The organism is Streptomyces sp. NPDC091281, assembly GCF_044757425.1.
Lineage (GTDB): Bacteria > Actinomycetota > Actinomycetes > Streptomycetales > Streptomycetaceae > Streptomyces.
Genome location: NZ_JBIVUY010000015.1, coordinates 13,749 through 38,803 on the forward strand (window position 1 = coordinate 13,749; position 25,055 = coordinate 38,803).

21 protein-coding genes are annotated in these 25,055 nt (G+C 74.1%); 15 read left to right on the forward strand and 6 right to left on the reverse strand.

What is annotated here, in order from left to right:
• Positions 1-14: 14 nt before the first annotated feature.
• The 6 genes from ACIQPQ_RS32010 to ACIQPQ_RS32035 all read left to right on the forward strand — a co-directional run bounded on the left by ACIQPQ_RS32010 (position 15) and on the right by ACIQPQ_RS32035 (position 6,916).
• Complete coding sequence (locus ACIQPQ_RS32010; RefSeq protein WP_401310903.1) at positions 15-1,259, forward strand: acyltransferase; 1,245 nt, start codon at positions 15-17, stop codon at positions 1,257-1,259.
• Positions 1,256-2,725, forward strand: coding sequence for a sensor histidine kinase (locus ACIQPQ_RS32015; protein WP_401310906.1), 1,470 nt, complete (start codon positions 1,256-1,258; stop codon positions 2,723-2,725). Before ACIQPQ_RS32010 ends, ACIQPQ_RS32015 begins: the two co-directional genes overlap by 4 nt.
• Complete coding sequence (locus ACIQPQ_RS32020) at positions 2,722-3,396, forward strand: response regulator (RefSeq protein WP_401310909.1); 675 nt, start codon at positions 2,722-2,724, stop codon at positions 3,394-3,396. Before ACIQPQ_RS32015 ends, ACIQPQ_RS32020 begins: the two co-directional genes overlap by 4 nt.
• A gap of 207 nt (positions 3,397-3,603) precedes the next feature.
• Complete coding sequence (locus ACIQPQ_RS32025) at positions 3,604-4,971, forward strand: sensor histidine kinase (protein WP_401310912.1); 1,368 nt, start codon at positions 3,604-3,606, stop codon at positions 4,969-4,971.
• Positions 4,968-5,633 (forward strand): response regulator, encoded by a 666-nt coding sequence (locus ACIQPQ_RS32030; RefSeq protein WP_401310915.1) that lies wholly within the window; start codon positions 4,968-4,970, stop codon positions 5,631-5,633. The genes ACIQPQ_RS32025 and ACIQPQ_RS32030 overlap by 4 nt, the downstream gene beginning before the upstream one ends.
• A gap of 62 nt (positions 5,634-5,695) precedes the next feature.
• On the forward strand, positions 5,696-6,916 hold the full coding sequence (locus tag ACIQPQ_RS32035; RefSeq protein WP_401310918.1) for a cytochrome P450: 1,221 nt from the start codon (positions 5,696-5,698) through the stop codon (positions 6,914-6,916).
• 344 nt (positions 6,917-7,260) lie between these two features.
• On the opposite strand, the gene ACIQPQ_RS32040 is transcribed toward ACIQPQ_RS32035, so the two are convergent.
• The gene (locus ACIQPQ_RS32040; RefSeq protein WP_401310921.1) at positions 7,261-8,181 is read right to left on the reverse strand and encodes a diacylglycerol kinase family protein; all 921 of its coding nucleotides are present in this window, start codon (positions 8,179-8,181) and stop codon (positions 7,261-7,263) included.
• Positions 8,182-8,399: 218 nt separating this feature from the next.
• Here ACIQPQ_RS32040 and ACIQPQ_RS32045 point away from each other — a divergent pair, with 218 nt between their 5' ends.
• Positions 8,400-9,683 carry an adenylosuccinate synthase gene (locus ACIQPQ_RS32045; RefSeq protein WP_383768789.1) on the forward strand — a complete coding sequence of 428 codons (1,284 nt, stop codon included), beginning with the start codon at positions 8,400-8,402 and terminating at the stop codon, positions 9,681-9,683.
• Between the two features lie 110 nt (positions 9,684-9,793).
• Here the strand turns inward: ACIQPQ_RS32045 and ACIQPQ_RS32050 are convergent, their stop codons facing one another.
• The 4 genes from ACIQPQ_RS32050 to ACIQPQ_RS32065 form a co-directional block, all read right to left on the reverse strand.
• On the reverse strand, positions 9,794-10,444 hold the full coding sequence (locus ACIQPQ_RS32050; protein WP_383780489.1) for a hypothetical protein: 651 nt from the start codon (positions 10,442-10,444) through the stop codon (positions 9,794-9,796).
• Between the two features lie 111 nt (positions 10,445-10,555).
• Positions 10,556-13,183 carry a glycosyltransferase gene (locus ACIQPQ_RS32055; protein ID WP_401310925.1) on the reverse strand — a complete coding sequence of 876 codons (2,628 nt, stop codon included), beginning with the start codon at positions 13,181-13,183 and terminating at the stop codon, positions 10,556-10,558.
• Positions 13,184-13,272: 89 nt separating this feature from the next.
• A complete protein-coding gene (locus ACIQPQ_RS32060; RefSeq protein WP_401310926.1) occupies positions 13,273-13,974 on the reverse strand; it encodes a GntR family transcriptional regulator in 702 nt (233 codons plus the stop codon).
• A 289-nt stretch (positions 13,975-14,263) separates the two neighbouring features.
• Entirely contained in the window at positions 14,264-15,619 is a 1,356-nt protein-coding gene (locus ACIQPQ_RS32065; RefSeq protein WP_383780498.1) for an aspartate aminotransferase family protein, read from the reverse strand.
• 241 nt (positions 15,620-15,860) lie between these two features.
• On the opposite strand from ACIQPQ_RS32065, the gene ACIQPQ_RS32070 reads away from it, so the two are divergent.
• From ACIQPQ_RS32070 to ACIQPQ_RS32080, 3 genes are all read left to right on the forward strand, one after another.
• Complete coding sequence (locus ACIQPQ_RS32070; protein ID WP_401310929.1) at positions 15,861-16,517, forward strand: DJ-1/PfpI family protein; 657 nt, start codon at positions 15,861-15,863, stop codon at positions 16,515-16,517.
• A gap of 185 nt (positions 16,518-16,702) precedes the next feature.
• Complete coding sequence (locus ACIQPQ_RS32075) at positions 16,703-17,116, forward strand: MarR family winged helix-turn-helix transcriptional regulator (protein ID WP_383780545.1); 414 nt, start codon at positions 16,703-16,705, stop codon at positions 17,114-17,116.
• A gap of 78 nt (positions 17,117-17,194) precedes the next feature.
• Positions 17,195-19,102, forward strand: coding sequence for a protein kinase (locus tag ACIQPQ_RS32080; RefSeq protein ID WP_401310932.1), 1,908 nt, complete (start codon positions 17,195-17,197; stop codon positions 19,100-19,102).
• Positions 19,103-19,469: 367 nt separating this feature from the next.
• Here ACIQPQ_RS32080 and ACIQPQ_RS32085 read toward each other — a convergent pair whose 3' ends face one another.
• A complete protein-coding gene (locus tag ACIQPQ_RS32085) occupies positions 19,470-20,207 on the reverse strand; it encodes an SLATT domain-containing protein (protein WP_383780547.1) in 738 nt (245 codons plus the stop codon).
• A 299-nt stretch (positions 20,208-20,506) separates the two neighbouring features.
• Between ACIQPQ_RS32085 and ACIQPQ_RS32090 the strand changes: the two genes are divergently transcribed.
• The 5 genes from ACIQPQ_RS32090 to ACIQPQ_RS32110 all read left to right on the forward strand — a co-directional run bounded on the left by ACIQPQ_RS32090 (position 20,507) and on the right by ACIQPQ_RS32110 (position 24,882).
• A complete protein-coding gene (locus tag ACIQPQ_RS32090; RefSeq protein ID WP_401311341.1) occupies positions 20,507-20,845 on the forward strand; it encodes a YbaB/EbfC family nucleoid-associated protein in 339 nt (112 codons plus the stop codon).
• Between the two features lie 166 nt (positions 20,846-21,011).
• Positions 21,012-21,611, forward strand: coding sequence for a recombination mediator RecR (recR, locus tag ACIQPQ_RS32095; protein ID WP_401310935.1), 600 nt, complete (start codon positions 21,012-21,014; stop codon positions 21,609-21,611).
• Complete coding sequence (locus tag ACIQPQ_RS32100; protein WP_401310938.1) at positions 21,604-22,266, forward strand: DUF5063 domain-containing protein; 663 nt, start codon at positions 21,604-21,606, stop codon at positions 22,264-22,266. Before recR ends, ACIQPQ_RS32100 begins: the two co-directional genes overlap by 8 nt.
• A 236-nt stretch (positions 22,267-22,502) precedes the next feature.
• Positions 22,503-23,795 carry an aspartate kinase gene (locus ACIQPQ_RS32105; RefSeq protein WP_383780510.1) on the forward strand — a complete coding sequence of 431 codons (1,293 nt, stop codon included), beginning with the start codon at positions 22,503-22,505 and terminating at the stop codon, positions 23,793-23,795.
• Between the two features lie 25 nt (positions 23,796-23,820).
• The gene (locus ACIQPQ_RS32110; RefSeq protein WP_401310942.1) at positions 23,821-24,882 is read left to right on the forward strand and encodes an aspartate-semialdehyde dehydrogenase; all 1,062 of its coding nucleotides are present in this window, start codon (positions 23,821-23,823) and stop codon (positions 24,880-24,882) included.
• The last annotated feature ends 173 nt before the right edge of the window (positions 24,883-25,055 follow it).

Here is a 25,055-nt window from a genome sequence, read left to right on the forward strand (position 1 = left end):
CCCGGAGCGGTGCCGTGCGTGCCCTCCCGGCCCGGGTCCGGCGGGCGGCGGCCCGGATCGAGGCGGCCACCCCGCCGGGCCGCGACCGCGCCGTGGACGCGCTGCGCGCCCTGGCGATCCTCGGCGTCGTCCTCGGCCACTGGCTGGTGACCGCCCTCGTCTCCGACAGCGGCACCCTGCGCGCCGCGAGCCCGCTGGCGGCGATGCCGTGGCTCGCCCCCGTGTCCTGGGTGTTCCAGACCCTCGCCGTGTTCTTCATGGTGGGCGGCCATGTCGCGACCAGAGGCCTCGCCGTGACCCGCGCCCGCGGCGGGACCTACGGCGGCTGGCTGCGCGCCCGCCTCACGCGGCTGCTCGTACCCGTCGCCGCGATGGCCGCGCTGTGGACGGTGGCGGCGCTGGGGCTGCTCGTCGGGGGCGCGTCCTACACGACCGTGCACACGGTGGTGAAGCTGGCGCTGTCGCCGCTGTGGTTCCTGCTGGTGTTCTGCGCGCTGACGGCGGCGACCCCGCTGCTGGCCCGCCTCAACCCGCTGTGGCCGCTGGCCGTCGTCCTCCACGTCGACCTGGTCCGCTTCGGACTCGGCGGCCCCGACTCGCTCGGCTGGGTGAATGTGGCGGCCGGCTGGCTGGTGCCCTATACCCTGGGGGCGGCCTGGACCCGCGGCGAGCTGGAGCAGCGGCGCGCGGGCTGGGTCCTGTGCCTCGGCGGGGCCGCCGCGACCGCGGTGCTGGTCGGGTGGGCGGGCTATCCCGCGTCGATGGTCGGCGTGCCCGGCGCCGCCGTGTCCAACCTCGACCCGCCGACGCTGGCCGCCGTCACCTTCGGCCTCGCACAGTGCGGCCTCGCGCTCCTGCTGCGCGACCCGCTGCGGCGGGCCTTGCGGCGCCCGGTGGCCTGGGCGGCGGTCGCGCTGGTCAACCTCTCCGCGATGACGGTGTTCCTGTGGCACCAGACCGCGCTGATGGCGACCACCGCCACCGGCCTCCTCTCGGGCCGGCTGCCCGGCCTGCACACCCCGCCCGACGGCCTCGACTGGGTCGCGGCCCGGCTGCTGTGGCTGCCGGTGTTCGCGACGGCGCTGCTGGTGTGCGGGGCCGCGTTCCACAGCTTCGAGCGCGGCAGCGGACGCCGGAACGGGCCGCGCGGCCCTCGGCCCGACAGGTCCGTGACGCGCGTGGTGCGGGCCGGACCGGGGCCGCGGCCCCCGCAGCCGCGGGAGACCGCCCGCGCGGGCGTGCTTAGGTGGGGGCGATGAACGGGGTGGGGAAGGCGCTGTCCGCCGCGCTGCGGACACTGCGCGACGATCTGTGGACGACCCGCGCGGCCCCGCTGCCGCCGTCGGTGTGGCTGCGCTGGCTGCCGCACGGCCTGGTCCTCCTGACCGCCCTCGGCACCGCGATCGCCGCCGCCGACCAGCTCGTCGACCGCTACGGCCTCGGCATGCAGTACGGCCTGCTGTGCGCGGCCCTCCAGGGCGTCGCCGTCGGCCTCGCGCTGTGGCGGCCGGTCCCGGCGTGGTGGCTGTCGACGGCGCTGACCGTCGCCGCCGCGCTGAGCGCCCGCGCGGCCATGTTCGCCGACCCGCCGCTCGGCTCCGTCCAGTGGCCGTGGACCCCGCCCGCCCTGGTCGCGCAGGCCGTGATCCTGTTCCTGCTGGCGCTGCGGGTGCCCGGCCGGGTCTCCGCCGGGGCGCTGGCCCTGACCCTGCTCGCCACCTGGCTCGTGCAGGGCGTCCTCGGCGCGCCGGGGCCGTATCAGCCGACCGGCCTCTTCGCGGTGTCCACCTTCGCCGTCGTCCTCCTCCTCGGCACGGCGCTGCGCGGGGCGCGCGAGGCCCGCCACCAGCTGGTCGAGCAGGCGGGCATCACCCACGAGGAGCGGGCCCGCCGCACCCTGCTGGAGGAGCGCAACCGCATCGCGCGCGAGCTGCACGACGTCGTCGCCCACCACATGTCGGTGATCTCCATCCAGGCCCAGGTGGCGCCCTACCTGGTCGACGACCCGCCGGACGCGCTCAGGGAGAACCTGGAGGGCATCCGGCAGAACGCCCTGGAAGCCCTCACCGAACTCCGCCGGGTCCTCGGCGTGCTGCGCTCCGAGAACCCCGACGACCCCTACGGCCTCGGCCCGGCGGCCGGGGACGGCGCCGCCCCCGACGCCCCGCAGCCCACCCTGGACCGGCTGGACGGCCTCCTCGACAACACCCGCGCGGCCGGACTGGACATCGTCACCGCGATCCGCGGCGAGGCACCCGCCTACCCGCCGGGCGTGCAGCTGTCGGCGTACCGCATCGTGCAGGAGGCCCTCAGCAACGTGCTGCGGCACGCCCCCGGCGCCGGAGTCCGCGTCGCCCTCACCCACGGACCGCGCGGTCTCGCCGTGGAGGTGCTCAACTCCGCGCCCACCCTGCCGGTGCGGCCCGTGCCCGGCGCCGGGCACGGGCTGCTCGGCATGCGGGAGCGGGCCGTGATGCTGGGCGGCCACCTCACCGCCCACCCGACGCTGCACGGCGGGTTCCTGGTCTCGGCGTTCCTGCCGAAGGACGGCACCGCCACCCCGCCGCCCGACGACCCGCCCCCCGCCCGCGACCTGGAACTGACCTTCCCCATGCCCGGCCGCGGCCTCCACCCCGAGTTCGACCCGGACCTCGGCCCGGCCTCCGCCCGGCTGCCCGGCTCCGGGGCGCCCGCCCGACCCCCGACAGGAGACGACGCCCGATGACGAGCGGCACCGTCCGTGTACTGATCGCCGACGACCAGCAGATGGTCCGGCAGGGCTTCACCGTGCTGCTCGACGCCCGCCCCGGCATCGAGGTGGTCGGGCAGGCGGTCGACGGCCTCGACGCCGTCGCGCGGGTCGCCGAACTCTCCCCGGACGTCGTCCTGATGGACATCCGCATGCCCGAGCTGGGCGGCATCGAGGCGACCCGCCGCATCACCGCCGCCACCCCCGGCATCAAGGTCCTGGTGCTCACCACCTTCGACCTCGACGAGTACGTGTACGAGGCGCTGCGGGCCGGGGCGTCCGGGTTCCTGCTGAAGGACGCCTCCGCCGACCAGCTCGCCGAGGCGGTGCACATCGTGGCCGCCGGGGACGCCCTGCTCGCGCCCGGCATCACCCGCAAGCTCATCGCCGAGTTCGCCCGGCTGCACGGCACGCCCCGCGCCCCGCTCAAGGAGCGGATCGGCGACCTCACCGAGCGGGAGACGGAGGTGCTGTCCCTCATCGCGCAGGGCCTGTCCAACGCGGAGATCGCCGAGCGGCTCGTCGTCGCCGAGCAGACCGTGAAGACCCACGTGGGCCGGATTCTGGTGAAGCTGGGCCTGCGCGACCGCACCCAGGCGGCGGTCTTCGCCTACGAGTCGGGGCTGGTCAGACCTGCGGGGTACTGACGGCGGACGGGCGGGCCGGTGCACGGGGGCGGACTCCGGGCACCGGCCCGCCCGCGTCCGCGGGCACGGGCCCGTCGGCCGCGCGGGAGCCGGCTCGCCACCCCGCAGTAGCCCTGCCTGCACACCCCGTAGTACCTGAGAGGGACCTCCGGGAACCCCTCTCCATGGTGACGACCGCGACCCGGGTCGGCGCCTACCGTTTGTAGCGTGACCGAGACGACGCAGACGCACCCGACGCCCCCGGGCGATCCCTTCGAGGCCCACCGGTCCCGCAGCCCCGAGTTCCGGGCGGCCGTGGGCGCGCTGCAAGGGCTGCGCGAGGACCTCTTCCGGGACGCCTTCGCCTACCGACCGCTGGCGCCCCGGGAGCCCACCGGCCGCTTCTCACGGCGGCTGAAGGGCCGCAAGCGGCAGTACGCGTCCTGGCGGCCGCACGCGTTCGTCGTCGCCGTCGGGACGTTCGCGATGATGATCGGCTGGGTCGACACGGGCGGTGCGCTGCCGGGCCTGTTCACCAGCCTGCTGACTCTCGGCCCGGTGCTGCTGACCCTGGTGCGGCCGGTCGGCGCGTTCTGGGCGTCGCTGGTGGCGACCACGATCCTCGCCTCCGCCGGTGACTCCCTCGGCGGCTGGCCCTGGATGGCGGGCAGCTTCATATCCCACCTCACCGTCATGGTGGTCGTCGCGATCCGCACCCGCCCGCGCACCGCCGCCTGGATGTGGCTGCTCACCGCGGCCTACGGCTTCGTCGCGGAGACGATCTTCAGCGTCCACCAGTACGGCACGACCGTCGCCCCCATGCTGGTGTGCTCCGCGCTCGCCCTGCTCGCCGTGACCGTGTGGCACGTGCGCCGGCAGGCCGAGGAGGAGGTCACCGCCCAGCAGACGGTCACCGCGCACGAGCGGTCCCGCCGCACCCTGCTGGAGGAGCGCACCACCATCGCCCGCGAGCTGCACGACGTCGTCGCCCACCACATGTCGGTCGTCGCCATCCAGGCCGAGGCCGCCCCCTACCGGGTGGAGAACCCGCCGCCCGAGCTGGAGAAGGCCTTCGCCACCATCCGGGAGAACGCGGTCGCGGCCCTCACCGAACTGCGCCGCGTCCTGGGCGTGGTCCGCGCCGAGGACTACGAGGCACCGGACACCCCGCAGCCCACCCTCGCCGAGCTGGACGGCCTGCTCGCCAACGTGCGGGAGGCCGGGCTGCCGGTGGAGAAGACCGTCATCGGAGGGGTGCGGGAGCTGCCGCAGGGCGTCGAGCTGTCGGCGTACCGGATCGTGCAGGAGGCGCTGAGCAACACCCTGCGCCACGCGCCCGGCGCGGACGCCCGGGTCGAGGTGGCGTACGTGCTCGGCGGGCTCGGCCTGCGGATCGTCAACGGGCCGCCGCCCAACCCGGCCCTGCTCAAGCCCTCGCCCGGCGCGGGCCACGGCATCACCGGCATGCGGGAGCGAGTGACCATGCTGAACGGCGAGATGACGTCGGCGCCCACCGCCGACGGGGGGTACGAGGTGGCCGTGTTCCTGCCGGTCGCGCCGTCCGCCGTCGAGGACGAGACCGGGGCGGGGGCATGACGATCCGCGTGCTGGTCGCGGACGACCAGATGATGGTCCGCGAGGGCTTCTCCGTCCTGCTCAACGCGATGCCCGGCATCGAGGTCGTCGGCGAGGCCGTGAACGGCCGGGAGGCGGTGGACCGGGTCCGTGAACTCAGCCCGGACGTCGTCCTGATGGACATCCGGATGCCCGAGATGAACGGCATCGAGGCGACCCGCGAGATCGTCGCCGCCGACGGCTCCGCGAAGGTCCTCGTCCTCACCACCTTCGACCTCGACGAGTACGTCTACCAGGCGCTGCGGGCCGGGGCCTCCGGCTTCCTGCTCAAGGACGCCTCCGCCCGGCAGCTCGCCGACGGGGTCCGGATCGTCGCGGCGGGCGAGGCCCTGCTCGCCCCGTCCGTCACCCGCAGGCTGATCACCGAGTTCGCCAAGCTGACCGACGGCCCGCGCCTGCCGCGTGCCGCGCACGCCGCGTACGGCGACCTCACCGACCGGGAGACCGAGGTGCTGGTGCTGATCGCGCAGGGCCTGTCCAACGCGGAGATCGCCGAGCGGCTGGTGGTGGCCGAGTCCACGATCAAGACCCACGTCAGCCGCATCCTGGTGAAGCTGGGCCTGCGCGACCGCACCCAGGCGGCCGTCTTCGCCTACGAGGCCCGCCTCGTCACCCCCGGCTGAGCGGCCCGCCCCGCCCACGCCCCCCCCTGGTCAGCGCGCGGGGCCTCGGCTAGCGTCCGGTCATGGCAGCAGCTGACGACCTCCGCTTCGACCCCTGGGACCCGGCGTTCCTCGCCGACCCCTACCCGGCCTACGCCGAGCTGCGCGGGCGCGGCCGGGTGATCCGCTTCGAGCCGACCGACCAGTGGCTCGTCCCGCACCACGCGGACGTCTCCGCCCTGCTGCGCGACCGCCGCCTCGGCCGTACCTACCAGCACCGTTTCACCCACGAGGACTTCGGCCGGACCGCGCCCCCGCCCGAGCAGGAGCCGTTCCACACGCTCAACGACCACGGCATGCTCGACCTCGAACCGCCGGACCACACCCGCATCCGCCGCCTGGTCTCCAAGGCCTTCACTCCGCGCACCGTCGAACGCCTGCGGCCGTACGTCGAGGACTTGGCCGGTGAGCTGGTGGACGGGCTGGTCGCGGCGGGCGGCGGCGACCTCCTCAAGGACGTCGCCGAACCGCTCCCCGTCGCGGTGATCGCCGAGATGCTCGGCATCCCCGAGGGGGACCGGGGCCCGCTGCGGCCCTGGTCGGCGGAGATCTGCGGGATGTACGAGCTGAATCCGTCGGAGGAGACCGCGCGGCGGGCGGTGCGCGCGTCGGTCGAGTTCTCGGCGTACTTGCGCGAACTGATCGCCCTGCGGCGCGAGCGGCCCGGCGACGACCTGATCTCCGGGCTCATCGCGGCCCACGACGAGGGCGACCGGCTCACCGAGCAGGAGATGATCTCGACGGCCGTCCTGCTGCTCAACGCGGGCCACGAGGCGACCGTCAACGCCACGGTCAACGGCTGGTGGACGCTGTTCCGCCACCCCGACCAGCTCGCGGCCCTGCGCGCCGACCACCGCCTGATCCCGACGGCGGTCGAGGAGCTGATGCGCTACGACACCCCGCTCCAGCTCTTCGAACGCTGGGTCCTGGACGACATCGAGATCGACGGCACGACCGTCCCCCGCGGCGCGGAGGTCGCCCTGCTCTTCGGCAGCGCCAACCACGACCCGGCCGTCTTCACCGACCCCGCCCGCCTGGACCTGACCCGCCGCGACAACCCCCACATCTCCTTCAGCGCGGGCATCCACTACTGCATCGGCGCCCCCCTGGCCCGCATGGAACTGGCCGCCTCCCTCAAGGCCCTCCTCGACCGAGCCCCCACCCTCACCCCCACCAAACCCCCCACCCGCAAACCCAACTTCGTCATCAGAGGCCTGGAGGCCCTAGAGGTAACCCTCCCCTGACCCACCCCCCTTCGGCCACCCCCTCAGGGGCGCGGGGAACCGCGCACAGCACCGTTCCCCACGGCACTTTTGAACCCCGGCCCCCGGCCACCCCCTCAGGGGCGCGGGGAACCGCGCACAGCACGGCTCCTCACAGCACCTCTGACCCCCGGCCCCCGGCCACCCCCTCAGGGGCGCGGGGAACCGCGCACAGCACCGTTCCCCACGGCACTTTTGAACCCCGGCCCCCGGCCACCCCCCCAGGGGCGCGAGGAACCGCGCACAGCACCGTCCCCACGGCACCTCTCACCTCCGACCCCTCACCCCCGGCCCCCAACCACCCCCTGCGGAGCAGACACCGCTGCCTACCCCGGCAGAACCAACCCCAGCGCCCCCTCCCGTACGACCCACGTCCGCCGCCGTACCGGCCCCGCCACCCCCGCGTCCACCCGGTACCGGAAGTCCGCCCCGGACACCGTCACCGACCGCCCCCGCGCCGCCAGCGGCGTCGCCGCCGCCCCGACGGACAGCGGCCGTACCTCCACCAGCGCCACCCCGCCCCCCACCTCGGCGGAACCGGGCGTGACCGTCACGGCCTCCACCGGCTGGTCGAGATCGACGAGCACCACCCCGTCCACCTCCACCCGCAACCGCGCGGGCCCCACCGGCCCCCCGCCCGAGACCCCCGCCCCAGGCCGGGACGGCACCAGCGTCCGCACCAGCGACTGACACGTCCGCAACCACTCCCGCGCACCCCCGTGCGCCGCCCCGGACGCCCCGGACGCCTCGGTCACCCCGCGCGCCCCCCGCCCGCCCGGCACCCCGCCCCCGTCCACCCGCGGAGCGCCCGGCACGGAAGGAATCCGCAGCGCCCCCAGCACCACCCCGTCGCTGTCGTCGACCAGCAGGTCGAGCCGCCGCTCCACCCCGTCCAGCACGGCGCGCGCCGCCGCGACCGCGCCGGTGGGCACCCCGAGCGCCCGTGCGACCCCGAGCGCGCCCCCCACGGGCACCATCGACAGCACGCATCCGGCCAGCTCCCGCCGCCGGTGCAGCAGGGTCACCGCGCGGGTGAGCGCCCGGTCGTCGCCGACGACCACGGGCCGCCGTGCGCCCCGGCGCGCGAGCACCCGGGCGAATTCGTCGGCGTCCTCGGGGAGACACACCTTGGCCGCCGCACCCGCGCTGAGCACGTCCTTCGCGATGCGTACGGCCTCTCCGTCCGTCCTCCGGGCGACCGGATCGATGATCACCAGCAGCTGGTCCGGCCTCGCGGAAGTCGCCACCTCGGTCCTGCCTCACTTCCTCGGGTAGCATCTTTGTGCAAGAGCCCCTTGCGCTATTGCGCCAGGGGCTTCGTCTATTCCGGGGCATCCGGGTCCGACGGTGTGCGGCCGACGACGGTCGCGTGGCGGCCAACGACGGTCGCGGTGCACGCGGTGGTATGAGCCTCCGCGTACGCCCCTGACCCTGGACATGCCCCACCCGGAAGGGGTGTACGCGCGTGCCCGCACTTGTGCTGCTCGGTGCTCAGTGGGGTGACGAAGGCAAGGGGAAGGCCACCGACCTGCTCGGTGGCTCGGTGGACTACGTAGTGCGCTACCAGGGCGGCAACAACGCCGGTCACACGGTCGTCGTCGGCGACCAGAAGTACGCACTCCACCTGCTCCCTTCCGGAATCCTCTCGCCGGGATGTACGCCGGTCATCGGAAACGGCGTCGTCGTGGATCCGTCGGTCCTGCTCTCCGAGCTGAGCGGTCTGAACGAGCGCGGCGTCGACACGTCGAAGCTGCTCATCAGCGGCAACGCGCACGTCATCACGCCGTACAACGTGACGGTCGACAAGGTGACGGAACGCTTCCTCGGAAAGCGCAAGATCGGCACCACCGGCCGCGGCATCGGCCCGACCTACGCCGACAAGATCAACCGGGTCGGCATCCGCGTCCAGGACCTGTACGACGAGTCGATCCTCACCCAGAAGGTCGAGGCGGCGCTCGACGTCAAGAACCAGCTGCTCACGAAGCTCTACAACCGCCGAGCCATCGCCGTCGACCAGGTCGTCGAGGAGCTGCTGGACTACGCGGAGAAGCTCCGCCCGTACGTCGCCGACACGGTCCTGGTGCTGAACCAGGCCCTGGAGCAGGACAAGGTGGTCCTCTTCGAGGGCGGCCAGGGCACGCTGCTCGACATCGACCACGGCACGTATCCCTTCGTCACCTCGTCCAACCCGACCGCGGGCGGCGCCTGCACCGGGGCGGGCGTCGGTCCGACGAAGATCAGCCGGGTCATCGGCATCCTCAAGGCGTACACGACGCGGGTGGGCGCCGGACCGTTCCCGACGGAGCTGTTCGACGAGGACGGCGACGCGCTGCGCCGGATCGGCGGCGAGCGGGGCGTCACCACCGGCCGCGACCGCCGCTGTGGCTGGTTCGACGCGGTCATCGCCCGCTACGCGACCCGCGTGAACGGCCTGACCGACTTCTTCCTCACCAAGCTGGACGTCCTGACCGGCTGGGAGGAGATCCCGGTGTGCGTGGCCTACGAGGTCGACGGCCGCCGGGTCGAGGAACTGCCGTACTCGCAGTCGGACTTCCACCACGCCAAGCCGGTCTACGAGACCCTGCCGGGCTGGTCGGAGGACATCACCAAGGCGAAGACCTTCGCCGACCTGCCGAAGAACGCCCAGAACTACGTGAAGGCGCTGGAGGAGATGTCCGGCGCCCCGATCTCCGCGATCGGCGTGGGTCCGGGCCGGGACGAGACGATCGAGATCAACTCCTTCATCTGAGCCCCCCTTCACCCGACGACGGCCGCGGGCCGGTCACGGACGATCTCCGTGACCGGCCCGCGGCCGTTCCCGTCCCGTGCGTGCCCGCCCGCTGCGGCCGGGCGGTGCGCTCAGCTGAAGACGATCATCGATCCCTGGGCCAGGCTCCGGGTCGCCGCCGCGTGCAGGCCGAGCCAGACGTGCCGCTCGCGGGCGAACGGGCTCGGGTCGTAGGGCGCCGCGACCGCGGGCTCCTCCAACTCGGTCGGCGCGGCGGGCGGTTGCGGGGGAGCGGGCGGGTTGGCCGGATCGATGCCGATCGCGGGCGCCACCACCTCCAGCTCGCGCAGCAGCGTCTGCGAGGACCCGAGCGGGCCGCCCCCGGCGAGCAGGTCCTCGTCGGCGAGCGGCCGGGGGAACTCCACGGGGACGTAGGCGCCCGCGTGGTCGTAGTGCCACACCAGGTGGGACTGCTGGGCCGTCGTCTCGAACATCTCCAGCAGCTGCTCGTAGTCGCCGCCGAGGGCGTCCACCGGGGTCACCGGCAGCCCGCACACCTGGAGCAGATAGGCGCGGCGCAGGAAGTGCAGGGCGTCGTAGTCGAAACCGGCCACCGGGGCGACGTCACCCGAGAGGCCCGGCATGTACTGGTACACCGGAACGGGCGGCAGCCCGGCCTCGCCGAGCACCTTGTTGTACTGCGCGAGTTCCTCGGCGAACGGGTTGTCCGGGGTGTGGCACAACACGTCGACGAGCGGTACCAGCCACAGGTCACAGGCCAAAGAGGGCTCCTCACTCAGTGCGTTCCGCAGCCGTGGGGCATGCTCTGCCGGTCTGCGAAGGGTAGTCGGTCCGACACGCCCCGGCTCCCCCTCCCGCAGATCCCGTCCTCATCAGCCGCCCCGCGGCTCCTCGGCTCCCCCGTGCAGGTCCCATACCCAGACGCCGCCCTCCCACCTCGCGGGACGGCCGGTGAGCTTCTCCACGGCCGTGCGCAGCGGGCCGTCGTGGCGCTGCGGGGCGAGCACCAGCGCGCCCGCCCGCCAGTACGCCAGGTCCTCGGCCGCCGCCGCCCGCGCGCCCGCGTCGATCACGGGCACGGTCCCGGTGACCCGCACGTCCTGGAGGAGGCTCGCCGTGAAGCGCAGGGGGACGCCGTAGACGCCGGTGCGGTCGCCGTCGCCGTAGGGCCGGTTGAAGTAGCCGCCGGGCACCGGGAAGCCGAGTCCGGTGGCGGTCTGCCAGCGCAGCGCCCCGGCGTCGGCGGGTTCGGGCAGCGGCACGGGGACGAGGGACTCGCCGGGGCGGACGTACGCCCGCCAGGCGCCGTCGGTGAAGAAGGCGGGCACCTCGGCGCGCGGCTCGGACCGCAGCGGGGCCGGGACCAGCGGCAGCAGGGCGAGCCCGACGGCGACGGGGAGGGCGTACCGGCGGAGGGGTGGTCCGGCGTACCGGCGGAGGGGCGCGGTGCACCGGCCGGGCGGGGCGGCGGAGGGGCGGGCGGGGTCGCCGTCCGGGGTGCCGGGCCGAAGGGCGGCCAGGGCCGCGGCGAGCAGCATGCCGAGGGCGGGCGCGCAGATCATCGCCACCCGGCTCTCGATGACCGACTCCAGCAGCGGCAGCCCGGACAGGGGTGCCCAGGGGCCGGGGACCTCGGCGCCGGTGAACGGGACGCGGACGCGCGCGCCCAGGGAGAGCAGGGCCGCGGCGGCGGCGGTGAACGCCAGCGCGCGGACCGCCGGGCGGCGCCGCAGCCGTACCGTGATCACGGTGGCGAGCAGGAGCAGCGGCCAGCCGTAGAAGGCGTTCTGCTCGGTGGGGTTGAGGGAGAGGGCCGCCGCGCGGTCGGCGTCGCCCGCGAGGGCGGAGCGCTCGGCGAAGGTGAGCAGGGCGCGTACGGTGTTGGCGCTGCCGGGGCCGTGGTCGAGGTGGCTGTAGCTCTGCGGGCCGGAGAACTGCCAGGCCAGCGGGTAGACGACCAGGGGCAGGCAGACCGCGGCGGCGATCGCGAGGCCGCGCGCCAGGGGCCGCAGGGCGCGGCGGGCGGTCGCCGGGCGGGCCGCCGCGTACCCGGCGGCGAACAGGAGCAGGCCGAGCGCGGCCAGCAGCAGCGCCTCCTCGCCGAGGAAGACCTGGTAGGCCGCCATCAGGCCGAGGGCCACGCCGTCGCGGACGACGCGGGTGCCCGCGCAGAGCCGCAGGGCGCGCTCGGTGATGAGCGGGATCATGAACAGGACGACGAAGTTGGGGTGCGCGTTGGCGTGGCTGACCATCGGGGGCGCGAACGCGGCCAGCGCGGCGCCCGTGAAGGCCGCCGCGCGCCGGGGCGCGACCCGGCGCAGGATCAGCCGGTACCAGGCGGTCGCGGTCGCGGCGAGGCCCAGCGCCGCCACCAGGGCGAGGGCGACGGCCGGGCCGAGCAGCAGGGTGACGGGGGTGAGCGGCACGGACAGGCCGAGCATCGCCGTGTTCGCCATCAGGTTGACGCCGTCGGGCACGCCCTGGAGGCCGCTGAAGAGCGGGTTGCGCAGATGGGCCACGTTGTCGGCGGTGACCGCGAAGAACCACTCCCACTGGTTCTGGTCCTGGAGGGAGTCGGTGAGGTAGCGGCGCGCGGGGTCGGGCAGCCGCCCGCCGAACAGGGCGACGGAGAGCACGAGGAAGAGGAACGCGGCGAGGAGGTCGGCGCGGGCCCACGGCGTGCGGCGCGCCGGGGGCGCGGGGTGGGCGGGGGCTGCGGGGTGGCCGGGGGCCGTGGAGCGGGCCGGTGGCGTGGGGTGGGCCGTACGGGTCGTACGGGTCGTACGGGTCGGGAGGGGCAGGCGCAGGCGGGCCAGGTCGCCCAGCGCGCGCGGGTAGTCCAGCGGGCGGACCTTCGAGCCGGGCCGGTGCGACCAGTGCACCGGGACCTCGGTGACCGGCCAGCCCGCGCGCTGGAAGTGGCGGAGGATCTCCACGTCGATGGCCCAGCCGTCGAGCCGGGACGCGGCGAACGCGGCGCGCGCCCGTTCCCCGTCGAACAGCTTGAACCCGCACTGGGTGTCCCTGATCCCGCGTACCGCGGTGCCCCGGATCAGCAGGTTGCCCGCCGCGCCGAGGAGTTCGCGGACCCGGTGCTGCCGCGCGCCGAGGGTGGACCCCGCCACGGCCCGGGACCCCACCGCGGCGGCTCCGCCCTCGTCCAGGGCCCGCTCCAGCCGCGCCAACTCCGCCACGGGCGTGGCGAGATCGGCGTCGGTCACCAGCACGCGGCGCCCCCGGCTGGCGGCGACGCCGAGCCGCAGGGCGTGTCCCTTGCCGCGTCGGCGCGCACAGGCGACGAGCCGTATCCGGGGGTCGGCCCGGCCGGTGACGACCGTGCGGGTGCCGTCGGTGGACCCGTCGTCCGCGACCACGATCTCCCAGCCGCCGCGCCGGCCGCCGTCCGCCTCCAGATGCCGCACCAGCCGGTCGAGCGTGGGCCCGAGCCGCCGCTCCTCGTCGTGCGCCGGGATCACCACGGAGAGGTCGGGGATCACCATGGAGAGGGTGGGCGTCGCGGGTACTACGGGGACCACTGGGGTCGCTGGCGGGGCGGGAGCGGGGGCGGGGGCGCGGGGGTCCCGCGCCGTCACCGGGCCGCCAGCCGCTCGATCAGCGCGACCGAGTGCGCGTTGTACGCGTCGATGATCCGGCGCGCGGTCGACGTGTCGCGGACATACAGCGCCTCGACCAGTTCGGTGTGGCCGGACCACAGGTGGCCGCGGACCTCGTGCAGCACCCGCAGATGCTGCACCAGGCAGACCCAGGTCTGCACCCGCAGCCGGTGCAGGAAGTCGGTGAGGTAGGGGTTGCCGAACAGGGCGCTCAACTCCCGCCAGAACCGCAGGTCGTAGCCGATCAGCACGGTGAGGTCCCCGGCGGTGGCCGCCCGCTGGGCCTCCTCGCCGCGTCGGCGCACCCCCGCCACGGCGGCGGCGACCCGCGGGTCGGTGAGGTCCTGGTAAGGCTGCCGGCCGTCGTCCAGGGCGAGGAACATGCCCTCGGTGATCAGCCGCCGCGCCTCGACCATCCCCCGGAAGTCCTCGACGCTGTACTCGTGCACCCGGAACCCGCGGTGCTGGTCGGCCTCCAGCAGCCCCTGCGCGGACAGGTCCACCAGGGCCTCGCGGACGGGGGTCGCCGAGACGCCGTACTGCTCCGCGATCTCCTTGACGGTGAACTCCCGGCCCGCCTGGAGCCGTCCCGCGAGGACCTCGTCGCGCAGCGCGTCGGCGATCTGCTGCCGCAGGGTGCTGCGGGTCACCGCGCCGTGGCCGCTGCGTCCGGGCATGGTCGGGACGTCTCCCTCGTCGTACGGAGGCCGTGGCGCGCGGGCCCGGGGACGGGACGGCGCGCGCACATCGGCCGGTGGCGTGCTCGTCGATATGTACGGGCACGCCACCTTACGCGTTCGACGAACACCCGGCCGGGTGCGGGAAACCTGTCCGGACGGGCGGTCCGGACAGGCCGCCGCGGGGCACGGGCGGGCGCTGCGGACCGTGCACCTGCCCGTCCCCGACGGCGGACGCGGTCGTCCTGGACGGCGTACGCGGTCGTCGTGGACGGTGTGCGTGGCCGTCCTAGACGGTGTACTCGTCGGCCACCGACAGCGCCGAGTCCAGCGCCGCGAGGCCCTCCTTGACCTCGGACTCGCTGACGTTGCACGGCGGCACGAAGTGGGTGCGGTTCATGTTCACGAAGGGCCAGATCCCGGCCTTCTTCGCGGCGGCGCCGAACGCGGCCATCGGCGCGTTCGCCTCACCGGCGGCGTTGTACGGCACCAGCGGCTCCCGCGTCTCCCGGTCGCGGACGAGGTCCAGCGCCCAGAACATGCCGGTGCCGCGCACCTCGCCGACGCTCGGGTGGCGGGCGGCCAGCTCGCGCAGCCCCGGCTCCACGACGGTCGCGCCCAGGGTGCGGGCGTTCTCGACGACGCCCTCCTCCGCCATGACGCCGATCGTCGCGACGGCCGCGGCGCAGGCCAGCGGGTGCCCGGAGTAGGTGAGGCCGCCGGGGTAGGGCCGCTTGCCGAAGGTCTCGGCGATCGCGCCGGAGATGGCGACGCCGCCGAGCGGCACGTAGCCGCTGTTGACGCCCTTGGCGAAGGTCATCAGGTCGGGCACGACGTCGAAGAGGTCGGCCGCGAACCACTCGCCGGTCCGCCCGAACCCGGCCATGACCTCGTCCAGCACGAAGACGATGCCGTACTTGTCGCAGATCTCGCGGACCCCGGCCAGATAGCCCGGCGGCGGCACCATGATCCCGGCCGTGCCGGGGATCGTCTCCAGCACGATCGCGGCGACGGTCGCGGGCCCCTCGAAGGCGATCGTCGTCTCCAGGTGCTCCAGCGCCCGCGCGCACTCCTGCTCCTCGGTCTCGGCGTAGAAGCGCGAGCGGTAGAGGAACGGCGCCCAGAAGTGGACGACCCCGGCGGAGGCCGAGTCGGAGGCCCAGCGGCGCGGGTCACCGGTCAGGTTGATCGCCTGCTGGGTGCCGCCGTGGTACGAGCGGTACGCCGTCAGCACCTTGGCGCGGCCGGTGTGCAGCCGGGCCATGCGCACCGCGTGCTCGATGGCGTCGGCGCCGCCGTTGGTGAAGAAGATCTTGTCGAGGTCGCCGGGGGTCCGCTCGGCGATCAGCCGGGCCGCCTCGGAGCGCGCCTCGACGGCGAAGGCGGGCGCGAACGTCGTCATCCGCGCCGCCTGCTCCTGGATCGCGGCGACGACCTTCGGGTGCTGGTAGCCGATGTTCGTGTAGACGAGCCCGCTGGTGAGGTCGAGGTAGCGCTTGCCGTCGTAGTCCCAGAAGTACGACCCCTCGGCGCCGGCCACGGCGAGCGGGTCGATGAGTTCCTGCGCGGACCAGGAGTGGAAGACGTGCGCGCGGTCCGCGGCCTTCACGGCGGCGCCGGCCTGGGGCTGGGGCTGAGGGGTCATGCGGCCGAGGGTAGAGGCCCGTGCGGCGGGGGCGATATCGGCGTCCTGTCCGGGGACCGCGGGCTTTCCGCGACAGGTTGTCGGGAGTCCCCGGCGGACGGACCGCTGGGCACCGGCGCACGCCCCGCTATTGACAGCAAGCTGTCGAAACGACAGGATGCTGTCATAAGGGCGAACGAACGGCCCGGAGAACCCGAGCGGCGACGCACCTCGCCACAGGTCCCGTCAGAAGGAGCCGACCATGAGCGACACCACCACCCCCGCCGGCACCCCGGCCGGCGAGGCCACCCCGTCCGGCCGCCGTGTCGTCCACCTCGCGGTCTACGACACCTTCGCCGACTGGGAGACCGGCCACGCCACCGCCCACCTCGCCCGCGCCGGGTACGAGATCCGCACGGTCGGCGCCACCACCGACCCGGTGACCAGCATCGGCGGCCTGCGCGTCCTGCCCGACCTGGCCCTGGACGCCGTACGGCCCGAGGACGCGGCGCTGCTGATCCTGCCGGGCGCCGACCGCTGGGACACCGGCGACGACCTCGCCCCCTTCGCCCGCGCGGCCCGCGCCTTCCTCGACGCCGGGACCCCCGTCGCCGCGATCTGCGGCGCCACCGCCGGACTCGCCCGCGAGGGCCTGCTCGACACCCGCGCCCACACCGGCGCCGTCTCCTTCTACCTGGCCGCCACCGGCTACGCGGGCGGCGACCGCTACGTCGACACCGACGCCGTCACCGACGACGGCCTGGTCACCGCCGGTCCCACCGACCCCGTCGCCTTCGCCCGCGAGATCCTCGGCCTGCTCGGCGTGTACGAGGGCGAGGTCCTCGACGCCTGGTTCCGCCTCTTCCACGACTCCGACCCCGAGGCGTACGGCGTGCTGGCGAAGGCCGGGGCGCTGTGAGCGAGCGGCACGGGCGGCCCGCCGACGGGTCCGGACCGACCGGGGGCGCCGAGGGTGCGGGGGCGCCCAGGGACGCCGAGCGGGCCGGACCGCCCGATTCCGGGGACGCGCCCGCGGACGTCTCCCGCCCGTCCGGGGAGGCGCGGCAGGACCTCCTCAGCCGCGGCGCCCTCGGCGTCTTCCGGCTGAACGGTCAGTTCCTCGCCGTCGCGGAGGAACTGGCCCGCCCCGCCGCGCTGACCGCCGCCCGCTGGCAGGTGCTCGGCGCGGTGCTGCCCGCGCCGCTGCCCGTCGCCGGGGTCGCCCGCGCCATGGGCATCACCCGGCAGAGCGTGCAGCGGATCGCCGACCTGCTGGTCGCCGACGGCCTCGCCGCGTACCGGCCCAACCCCGCCCACCGCCGCGCCAAACTCCTCGCGCCGACCGCGGCGGGCCGCGCGGCCGTCGCCCGCATCGACCCCGGGCACGCCGCGTTCGCCGACCGGCTCGCGACGGCGTACGGCGAGAAAGAGCTGGTCGAGGCCGTACGGGCGCTCGAACGGCTCGCGGACGTCCTGGAGCGGCTCGGTCCCCCCGCCCCGGCCGTTACGGAACCGTAGACAGGACTCCGAGCGACTCCCCGAATGGCCGGTTTATCCTCGGCTCGATCGCACCTGTGGGGGAAAGGCGGCGCTGCCATGGAGAAACTGGGACCGGGAGATCCGCAGCGCATCGGCGGCTACCGCCTGCTCGGACGGCTCGGAGCAGGCGGGATGGGCCAGGTCTACCTCGCCCGTTCCGACCGCGGCCGCACCGTCGCCGTGAAGCTGGTACGCACCGAGCTGGCCGCCCGCGAGGAGTTCCGCGCCCGCTTCCGGCAGGAGGTCCGCAACGCCCAGCGGGTCGGCGGCTTCTGGACCGCGCCCGTGCTGGACGCCGACACCGAGGCCGCCGTGCCCTGGGTCGCCACCGGCTACGTCGCCGGACCCAGCCTCCAGCAGGTCGTCGGCGAGGACCACGGCCCCCTCCCCGAACGGTCGGTACGCATCCTCGCCGCCGGGCTCGCGCACGCCCTCACCAACATCCACGCCGCCGGGATCGTCCACCGCGACCTCAAGCCGTCCAACGTGATGGTCACCATCGAGGGCCCCCGCGTCATCGACTTCGGCGTGGCCCGCGCCCTGGAGACCCTGAGCGGCGACGCGGGCCTCACCCGGCTCGGCGACCGCACCGTCGACCAGAACCTCACCCAGACCGGCGCCGTCGTCGGCTCGCCCGGCTTCATGGCCCCCGAGCAGGTCCGCGGCGAACGCATCACCCCCGCCTGCGACATCTTCTGCCTCGGCTCGGTCCTCTACTACGCCGCCACCGGCGCCCTCCCCTTCGGCTCCGCCGAGACCCAGGGCGTGCACGCCCTGCTCTTCCGGATAGCCGAGGAGGAACCCGACCTCGCGGGCCTGCCCGAAGGCGTCGCCGACCTGGTCCGGGCCTGCCTGCGCAAGGACCCCGCCGCCCGGCCCGCCCTCGACTGGATCCTGGAGCGCACCGGCGCCGAGGACACCGTCGCCGAGGGCCGCTCCCGCGACCCCTGGCTGCCGGGCACCCTCGTCGCCCAGCTCGGACGGCACGCCGTACGGCTGCTGGAGACCGAGAACCCCGAAGGGCCGGGGGACCCCGGTGGCGCCGAGGCCGCCCCCCAGCACTCGGGGCCGCGCGGCGCCGACGGCCGCCACCCCACCCTCGTCGCGGGCGCCCCCACGCACGCCCCGCCGCACCCCGCCTACGGCCACCCCCAGCAGCACCCGCAGCCCGCCCCCGGCCCCTACCGCCCCCACAACCCCTACAGCGCCGGGCCCCCGTACCCCCAGGCCACCCCCTACGACCCGTACGGCGCACAGCCGACCGCCCCCGTCCCCCGCGTACCCGGCCAGGACAGCGGCGGCCACGACCGGGGCGGCTACGACCAGGGCGGCTTCGGCCCCGCCCCCGCCGGATACGGCCCCGAGGCGTATGGCCCCGAGAGGTACGGCCCCGACGAGCCGGAGGAGGAGCCGCGCCGCTCCCGCCGGGCCACCGCGCTGCTCGTCGCGGTCGGCGTGGTCGTCGCGCTCGCGGCGGGCGGCTCGGTGTACGCCCTCATGAACGGCGACGACTCCTCCACCGCGGGCCCCGAACCGACCCGGTCCGCGTCCGCCCCGGACCCCTCCGGGTCCACGTCCGAGGCACCGTCCCCCTCGTCGTCCCCGTCCCCGTCGCCCTCCACGGGCACCATCCCCGCCGGGTACCTCGGCACCTGGACCACCACGATCGACAACGAGGCAGGCACCGACACCCGCCGGCTCACCCTCGCCCAGGGCGAGGTCGGCGACACGGTCCTGAAGCTGATCGCCGACGGGGACAGCTACCACTGCGAGTTCACCGCCGAACTCACCCGCCGCCCCGGCGACGACGGCCCCCTCGAACTCGGCCCCTCCACCGTCACCACCGGCGAACCCCGCACCTCCTGCACCCCCGGCGACCCCACCGAGGTCACCCTCCTCCCCGACGGCCGCCTCCAACGCCTCAACCCGTCGACCGGCGAAAAACTCACCTACACGAAGCGCTGACCCCACGACGGCGGACCACGAGCCCTCCACATCGCGGACTGAGACGAACCTAGGAACCCGAACATCTCAAGAAACCGAGACGGGCGGGTGGGTGGGCCATCGCCGTGACGGTGAGCGCAACTCCGCGAGCGGACAGGCCGACGCGGCGGTGGCCGACCTCCGACCCGAACGTCTCAAGAAACCGAGACGGGCGGGTGGGTGGGCAATCACCGTGACAGTGAGCGCAACCCCGCGAGCCGACAGGCCGACGCGGCGGTGGCCGACCCTGGACCCGGACGTTTCAAGAAACCGAGACGGGCGGGTGGGTGGGCAAACACCGTGACGGCAAGCACAACCCCCCCAGCCCCCAGCCCAGCGCAGCGTCACCTCATCGAGGCTCAGGCGGCCGCTGCCGAGGCATGTTCGGCCGTGCCGGCGCCCCCGGCGGCATGGGGAACCGCCCCGCCCCGGACCCCGCCTCACCGCGCCCGCCGGAGGAGACCACCACCCCCTGCAACCCCATCGGCGCCGACCCCGTACGGAACGACACCATCCAGTCCGCCGTCTCCACCCGCACCAGCTCCGTCACGTCCTCCGAGAACCGCCGCAGCACGGCCAGGCACCGGTCCGCGGCCTCGCTCGCCGTCCCGTCGGCGGGGCCCAGCACCTCCCGCACGCTCTCCGACGCCCAGTCGAACTGGAGCACCTGCAACCGCCGCTGCACCGCCTGCGCCGTCGCCACGTCCCGCATCCACCCGGACGTCACCCCGAAGAACCGGTCCACACCCACGCACGCCACGGCCAGCAGCAGCGCCAGGTACCCCCAGGGCGCGACCCCGCCCAGCACGCGAGTGAGGTCCAGCAGCGGCAGCGCCGCCCCGCACACCGCGCCCGCCGCCGCCCCGCCCCGCAGGGCCCGCGCGCCGCGCCGCTTCCACACCCGGTCGGCGAGGTACCAGGACGCCGTCTCCAGCGCCCCCCGCTCCACCCACCGGTACAGCTCGTCCAGCCGCTCGGCGGGCTCGCCCCAGTCCCCGAGCGGGAACGCCCGCCCGGTCAGGTCGTCCGGCCGCAGGCCCGACGCGCCCTCGCCCCGCTCGTCCTGAGGCGGCCCCCCGGGCTGCATCTCCGGCTGCTGACCCACCCGGCACTCCCTACTGATCACCACGGATCACCACTGATCACCCCGACCGGCCGCTCACGTCGTGTGACGCCGTGGCGCGTGCTGCGCGTGCGCCGCCCCTTTCCTACCTCCCAATGGGTGGCGAAGAGGAAGGTTTCGTCTCCTTTCCGCCCGGAAGTGGGCCTTGATCAGGTATAGACCGCGCACAAGACTCACTCGAAAGAGTGCTGGGGCGACACCCGCACAGACCACGTAGGCTCGTGCCGAGCGGGAGAACCCCGTACGCGGAGGAGGAGCTGATCGTGATTCCCGGTGGTGGCCAGCCCAACATGCAGCAGCTGCTCCAGCAGGCGCAGAAGATGCAGCAGGATCTCGCCCGCGCCCAGGAGGAGCTGGCGAACACCGAGGTCGACGGCCAGGCGGGCGGCGGCCTGGTGAAGGCCACGGTGACCGGCTCGGGCGAACTGCGGGCGCTGAGGATCGACCCGAAGGCGGTCGACCCGGAGGACACGGAGACCCTCGCCGACCTGGTGATCGCGGCCGTCCAGGCGGCCAACGAGAACGCGCAGAACCTCCAGCAGCAGAAGCTCGGCCCGCTGGCCCAGGGCCTCGGCGGCGGCATTCCGGGCCTGCCCTTCTGACCCCCCGGACCGGACCGGCCCTCCCGCGCCCGCCCCGGCTCGGGCCCCGCTCCGCCCCCGCCGCTTCCGGCGCCCGTCACCGGGACGTCACCCCGCCGCCTTCCTAGGACGGGCGGCGGCCAACTACCGTACGTATGGCAAGGAACCAAGGAAGGACGGCGGTCCGGTGTACGAAGGCGTGGTCCAGGACCTCATCGACGAACTCGGGCGGCTGCCCGGCGTCGGTCCCAAGAGCGCGCAGCGGATCGCCTTCCACATCCTCCAGGCGGAACCCACGGACGTACGGCGGCTCGCGCAGGCCCTCATGGAGGTCAAGGCGAGGGTCCGCTTCTGCGCGACCTGCGGGAACGTGGCGCAGGAGGAGCTGTGCGGCATCTGCCGCGACCCCCGGCGCGACCCCGCGGTCATCTGCGTCGTCGAGGAGCCCAAGGACGTCGTCGCGGTCGAGCGCACCCGCGAGTTCCGCGGCCGGTACCACGTGCTGGGCGGCGCGATCAGCCCGATCGAGGGCGTCGGCCCCGACGACCTGCGCATCCGGGAGCTCCTGGCCCGCCTGGCCGACGGCACGGTCACCGAGCTGATCCTCGCCACCGACCCCAACCTGGAGGGCGAGGCGACCGCCACCTACCTCGCCCGCATGATCAAGCCCATGGGCCTGAAGGTCACCCGCCTGGCCAGCGGCCTCCCGGTGGGCGGCGACCTGGAATACGCGGACGAGGTCACCCTCGGCCGCGCCTTCGAGGGGAGACGACTCCTAGATGTCTGACGCCACGCTGCACGCGACCGACCGGGACCCGGACGACTTCGCGGTCCAGATCGCCGACCAGATCGAGAGCTTCCTGGTCGCGGTCGCCGAGGTCGCCAAGGGCGACGAGCCGGACTCCGCCGTGCCGTTCCTGCTGCTGGAGGTCTCCCAGCTGATGCTGGCCGGCGGCCGCCTCGGCGCGCACGAGGACATCGTCCCGGACGAGCGCTACGAGCCCGATCCCGGCCCCGAGCCGGACGTGGACGCCCTCCGGGAGAACCTGGCCCGGCTGCTGGAGCCGATCGACGTCTACTCCGAGGTCTTCGACCCCTACGAGCCGCGCACCGCGCCCGTCCCGGCCCGGATCTCCGACGACCTCACCGACGTCATCACCGACCTGCGGCACGGCATGGTCCACTACCGGGCGGGCCGCACCACCGAGGCCCTGTGGTGGTGGCAGTTCTCCTACTTCTCCAACTGGGGCTCCACCGCCTCCGCCACCCTGCGCGCCCTGCACTCGGTGCTCGCCCACGTCCGCCTCAACCAGCCCCTGGAGGAGCTGGACGGCCTCGACACCGACCAGGGCATCGGCGACGACACCCTGGAGTTCGAGGCGGGCCGGGTGATGGCCGAGGAGATCGGCACCCCCCTCGGCCTGCGCGAGGCGCGCTCCTGACCTTCCGGCGCGCGCCCGTGCGGCGGTCCGCCCCGGCCGGGGCGACTGCAACGTAGGTCACAGCCTCAGCCGCGCTCCGCTGGGCAGGGTCCTGGACGGGACGACGGCCCCGCGCCGCCTCCCCGGGGTCTCACCATGCGATACCCCGGGGTCACTGCGCGGGCGCTCGTTAGACTGAGCCGACCGCAGTACAAGGGCGTATGTGCGGAAAAAGACGAACTGAGCGAGGAGCGCACGTGGGCCTTGTCGTGCAGAAGTACGGAGGCTCCTCCGTAGCCGATGCCGAGGGCATCAAGCGCGTCGCCAAGCGGATCGTGGAAGCGAAGAAGAACGGCCACCAGGTGGTGGCCGTCGTTTCCGCGATGGGCGACACGACGGACGAGCTGATCGATCTCGCCGAGCAGGTATCCCCGATCCCTGCCGGGCGCGAGCTCGACATGCTGCTGACCGCCGGGGAGCGGATCTCCATGGCCCTGCTGGCCATGGCCATCAAGAACCTGGGCCACTCCGCCCAGAGCTTCACCGGCAGCCAGGCCGGAGTCATCACCGACTCGGTCCACAACAAAGCCCGGATCATCGACGTGACGCCGGGCCGGATCAGCGACTCGCTGAACGAGGGCAACATCGCCATCGTCGCCGGGTTCCAGGGCGTCAGCCAGGACACCAAGGACATCACCACGCTGGGCCGCGGCGGCTCCGACACCACGGCGGTGGCCCTGGCCGCCGCCCTCGACGCCGAGGTCTGCGAGATCTATACCGACGTCGACGGCGTGTTCACCGCCGACCCGCGCGTGGTGAAGAAGGCCCGCAAGATCGACTGGATCGCCTTCGAGGACATGCTCGAACTGGCCGCGTCCGGGTCCAAGGTCCTCCTCCACCGCTGTGTGGAGTACGCGCGCCGCTACGACATCCCGATCCACGTCCGCTCGTCGTTCAGCGGACTCCAGGGCACGTGGGTCAGCAGCGAGCGACTCGCCCGACCGACAGACCAGCAAGGGGACAGCCAGGTGGAGCAGGCCATCATCTCCGGTGTCGCGCACGACACCTCCGAGGCCAAGGTGACCGTCGTCGGCGTGCCCGACAAGCCGGGCGAGGCCGCCGCGATCTTCCGCACGATCGCCGACGCCGAGATCAACATCGACATGATCGTGCAGAACGTGTCCGCCGCCGCCACCGGCCTCACGGACATCTCCTTCACCCTGCCGAAGTCCGAGGGCCGCAAGGCCATCGACGCCCTGGAGAAGAACAAGGGCGGCATCGGCTTCGACTCCCTGCGCTACGACGACCAGATCGGCAAGATCTCCCTGGTCGGCGCGGGCATGAAGACCAATCCGGGTGTCACGGCCGACTTCTTCAAGGCGCTCTCCGACGCGGGCGTGAACATCGAGCTGATCTCGACCTCCGAGATCCGCATCTCGGTCGTCACCCGCGCCGAGGACGTCCCCGAGGCCGTGCGCGCCGTGCACACCGCCTTCGGCCTCGACTCCGACAGCGACGAGGCCGTCGTCTACGGAGGCACCGGCCGATGACCGCCCCGCACGGAGGCACCTGCCGATGACCGCCCGGCCCGTACGGCCGACGCTGGCGGTCGTGGGGGCGACCGGGGCGGTCGGCACGGTCATGCTGCGCATCCTGTCCCAGCGCGCCGACGTCTGGGGCGAGATCCGTCTGATCGCCTCCCCGCGCTCGGCCGGCCGCAAGCTGGCCGTGCGCGGCGAGGAGGTCGAGGTGACCGCGCTCACCGAGGCGGCCTTCGACGGCGTCGACGTCGCCATGTTCGACGTCCCCGACGAGGTCGCCGCCCACTGGGCGCCGGTCGCCGCCGCCATGGGCGCGGTCGTGGTGGACAACTCCGGCGCCTTCCGGATGGACCCGGACGTGCCGCTGGTCGTCCCCGAGGTCAACCCGCACGCGGTCCGCTCCCGGCCGCGCGGCATCGTCGCCAACCCGAACTGCACCACCCTGTCGATGATCGTCGCGCTGGGCGCGCTGCACGCCGAGTTCGGCCTGCGCGAGCTGGTCGTCTCCTCGTACCAGGCGGTCAGCGGCGCGGGCCGGGCCGGGGTGGAGACCCTGCGCGAGCAGCTGTCCCTGGTGGCCGGTACGGAGCTGGGCGTCAACCCCGGCGACGTACGGCGGGCCGTCGGCGACCGGACCGGGCCGTTCCCGGAGCCGGTGGCGCTGAACGTGGTGCCGTGGGCCGGGTCGCTGCGCGAGGACGGCTGGTCCTCGGAGGAGATGGAGGTCCGCGACGAGACCCGCAAGATCCTCGGCCTGCCCCGGCTGCCCGTCGCCGTCACCTGCGTCCGGGTGCCGGTGGTCACCGTGCACTCCCTGACCGTGCACGCCCGCTTCCAGGACGAGGTCACCGTCGACGGCGCCCGCGAGATCATCGCGACCGCGCCCGGCGTCGTCCTCTTCGACAACCCGGCCGCGGGGGAGTTCCCGACCCCGGCCGACGTCGTCGGCACCGACCCCACCTGGGTCGGCCGGGTCCGCCGCGCCCTCGACGACCCGACCGCGCTCGACCTCTTCGTGTGCGGGGACAACCTCCGCAAGGGCGCGGCGCTCAACACCGCGCAGATCGCGGAGCTGGTGGCGGCCGACCTGACGTGACGCCGGTCCGCCGCCGGAAAATTGCTGGCCAGAGCCAGGACCGTTTGTAGGATCTTCGGCAGCGGATGTGAGCCGGTCGACCCCCGGAAACACTTGTATCCGGCACCTTTGGCGTTTGAAGATTTGCTCCCCGCCCTTCCGCAACCACGCGGAGCGCGGGGAGCGTCTTTGCG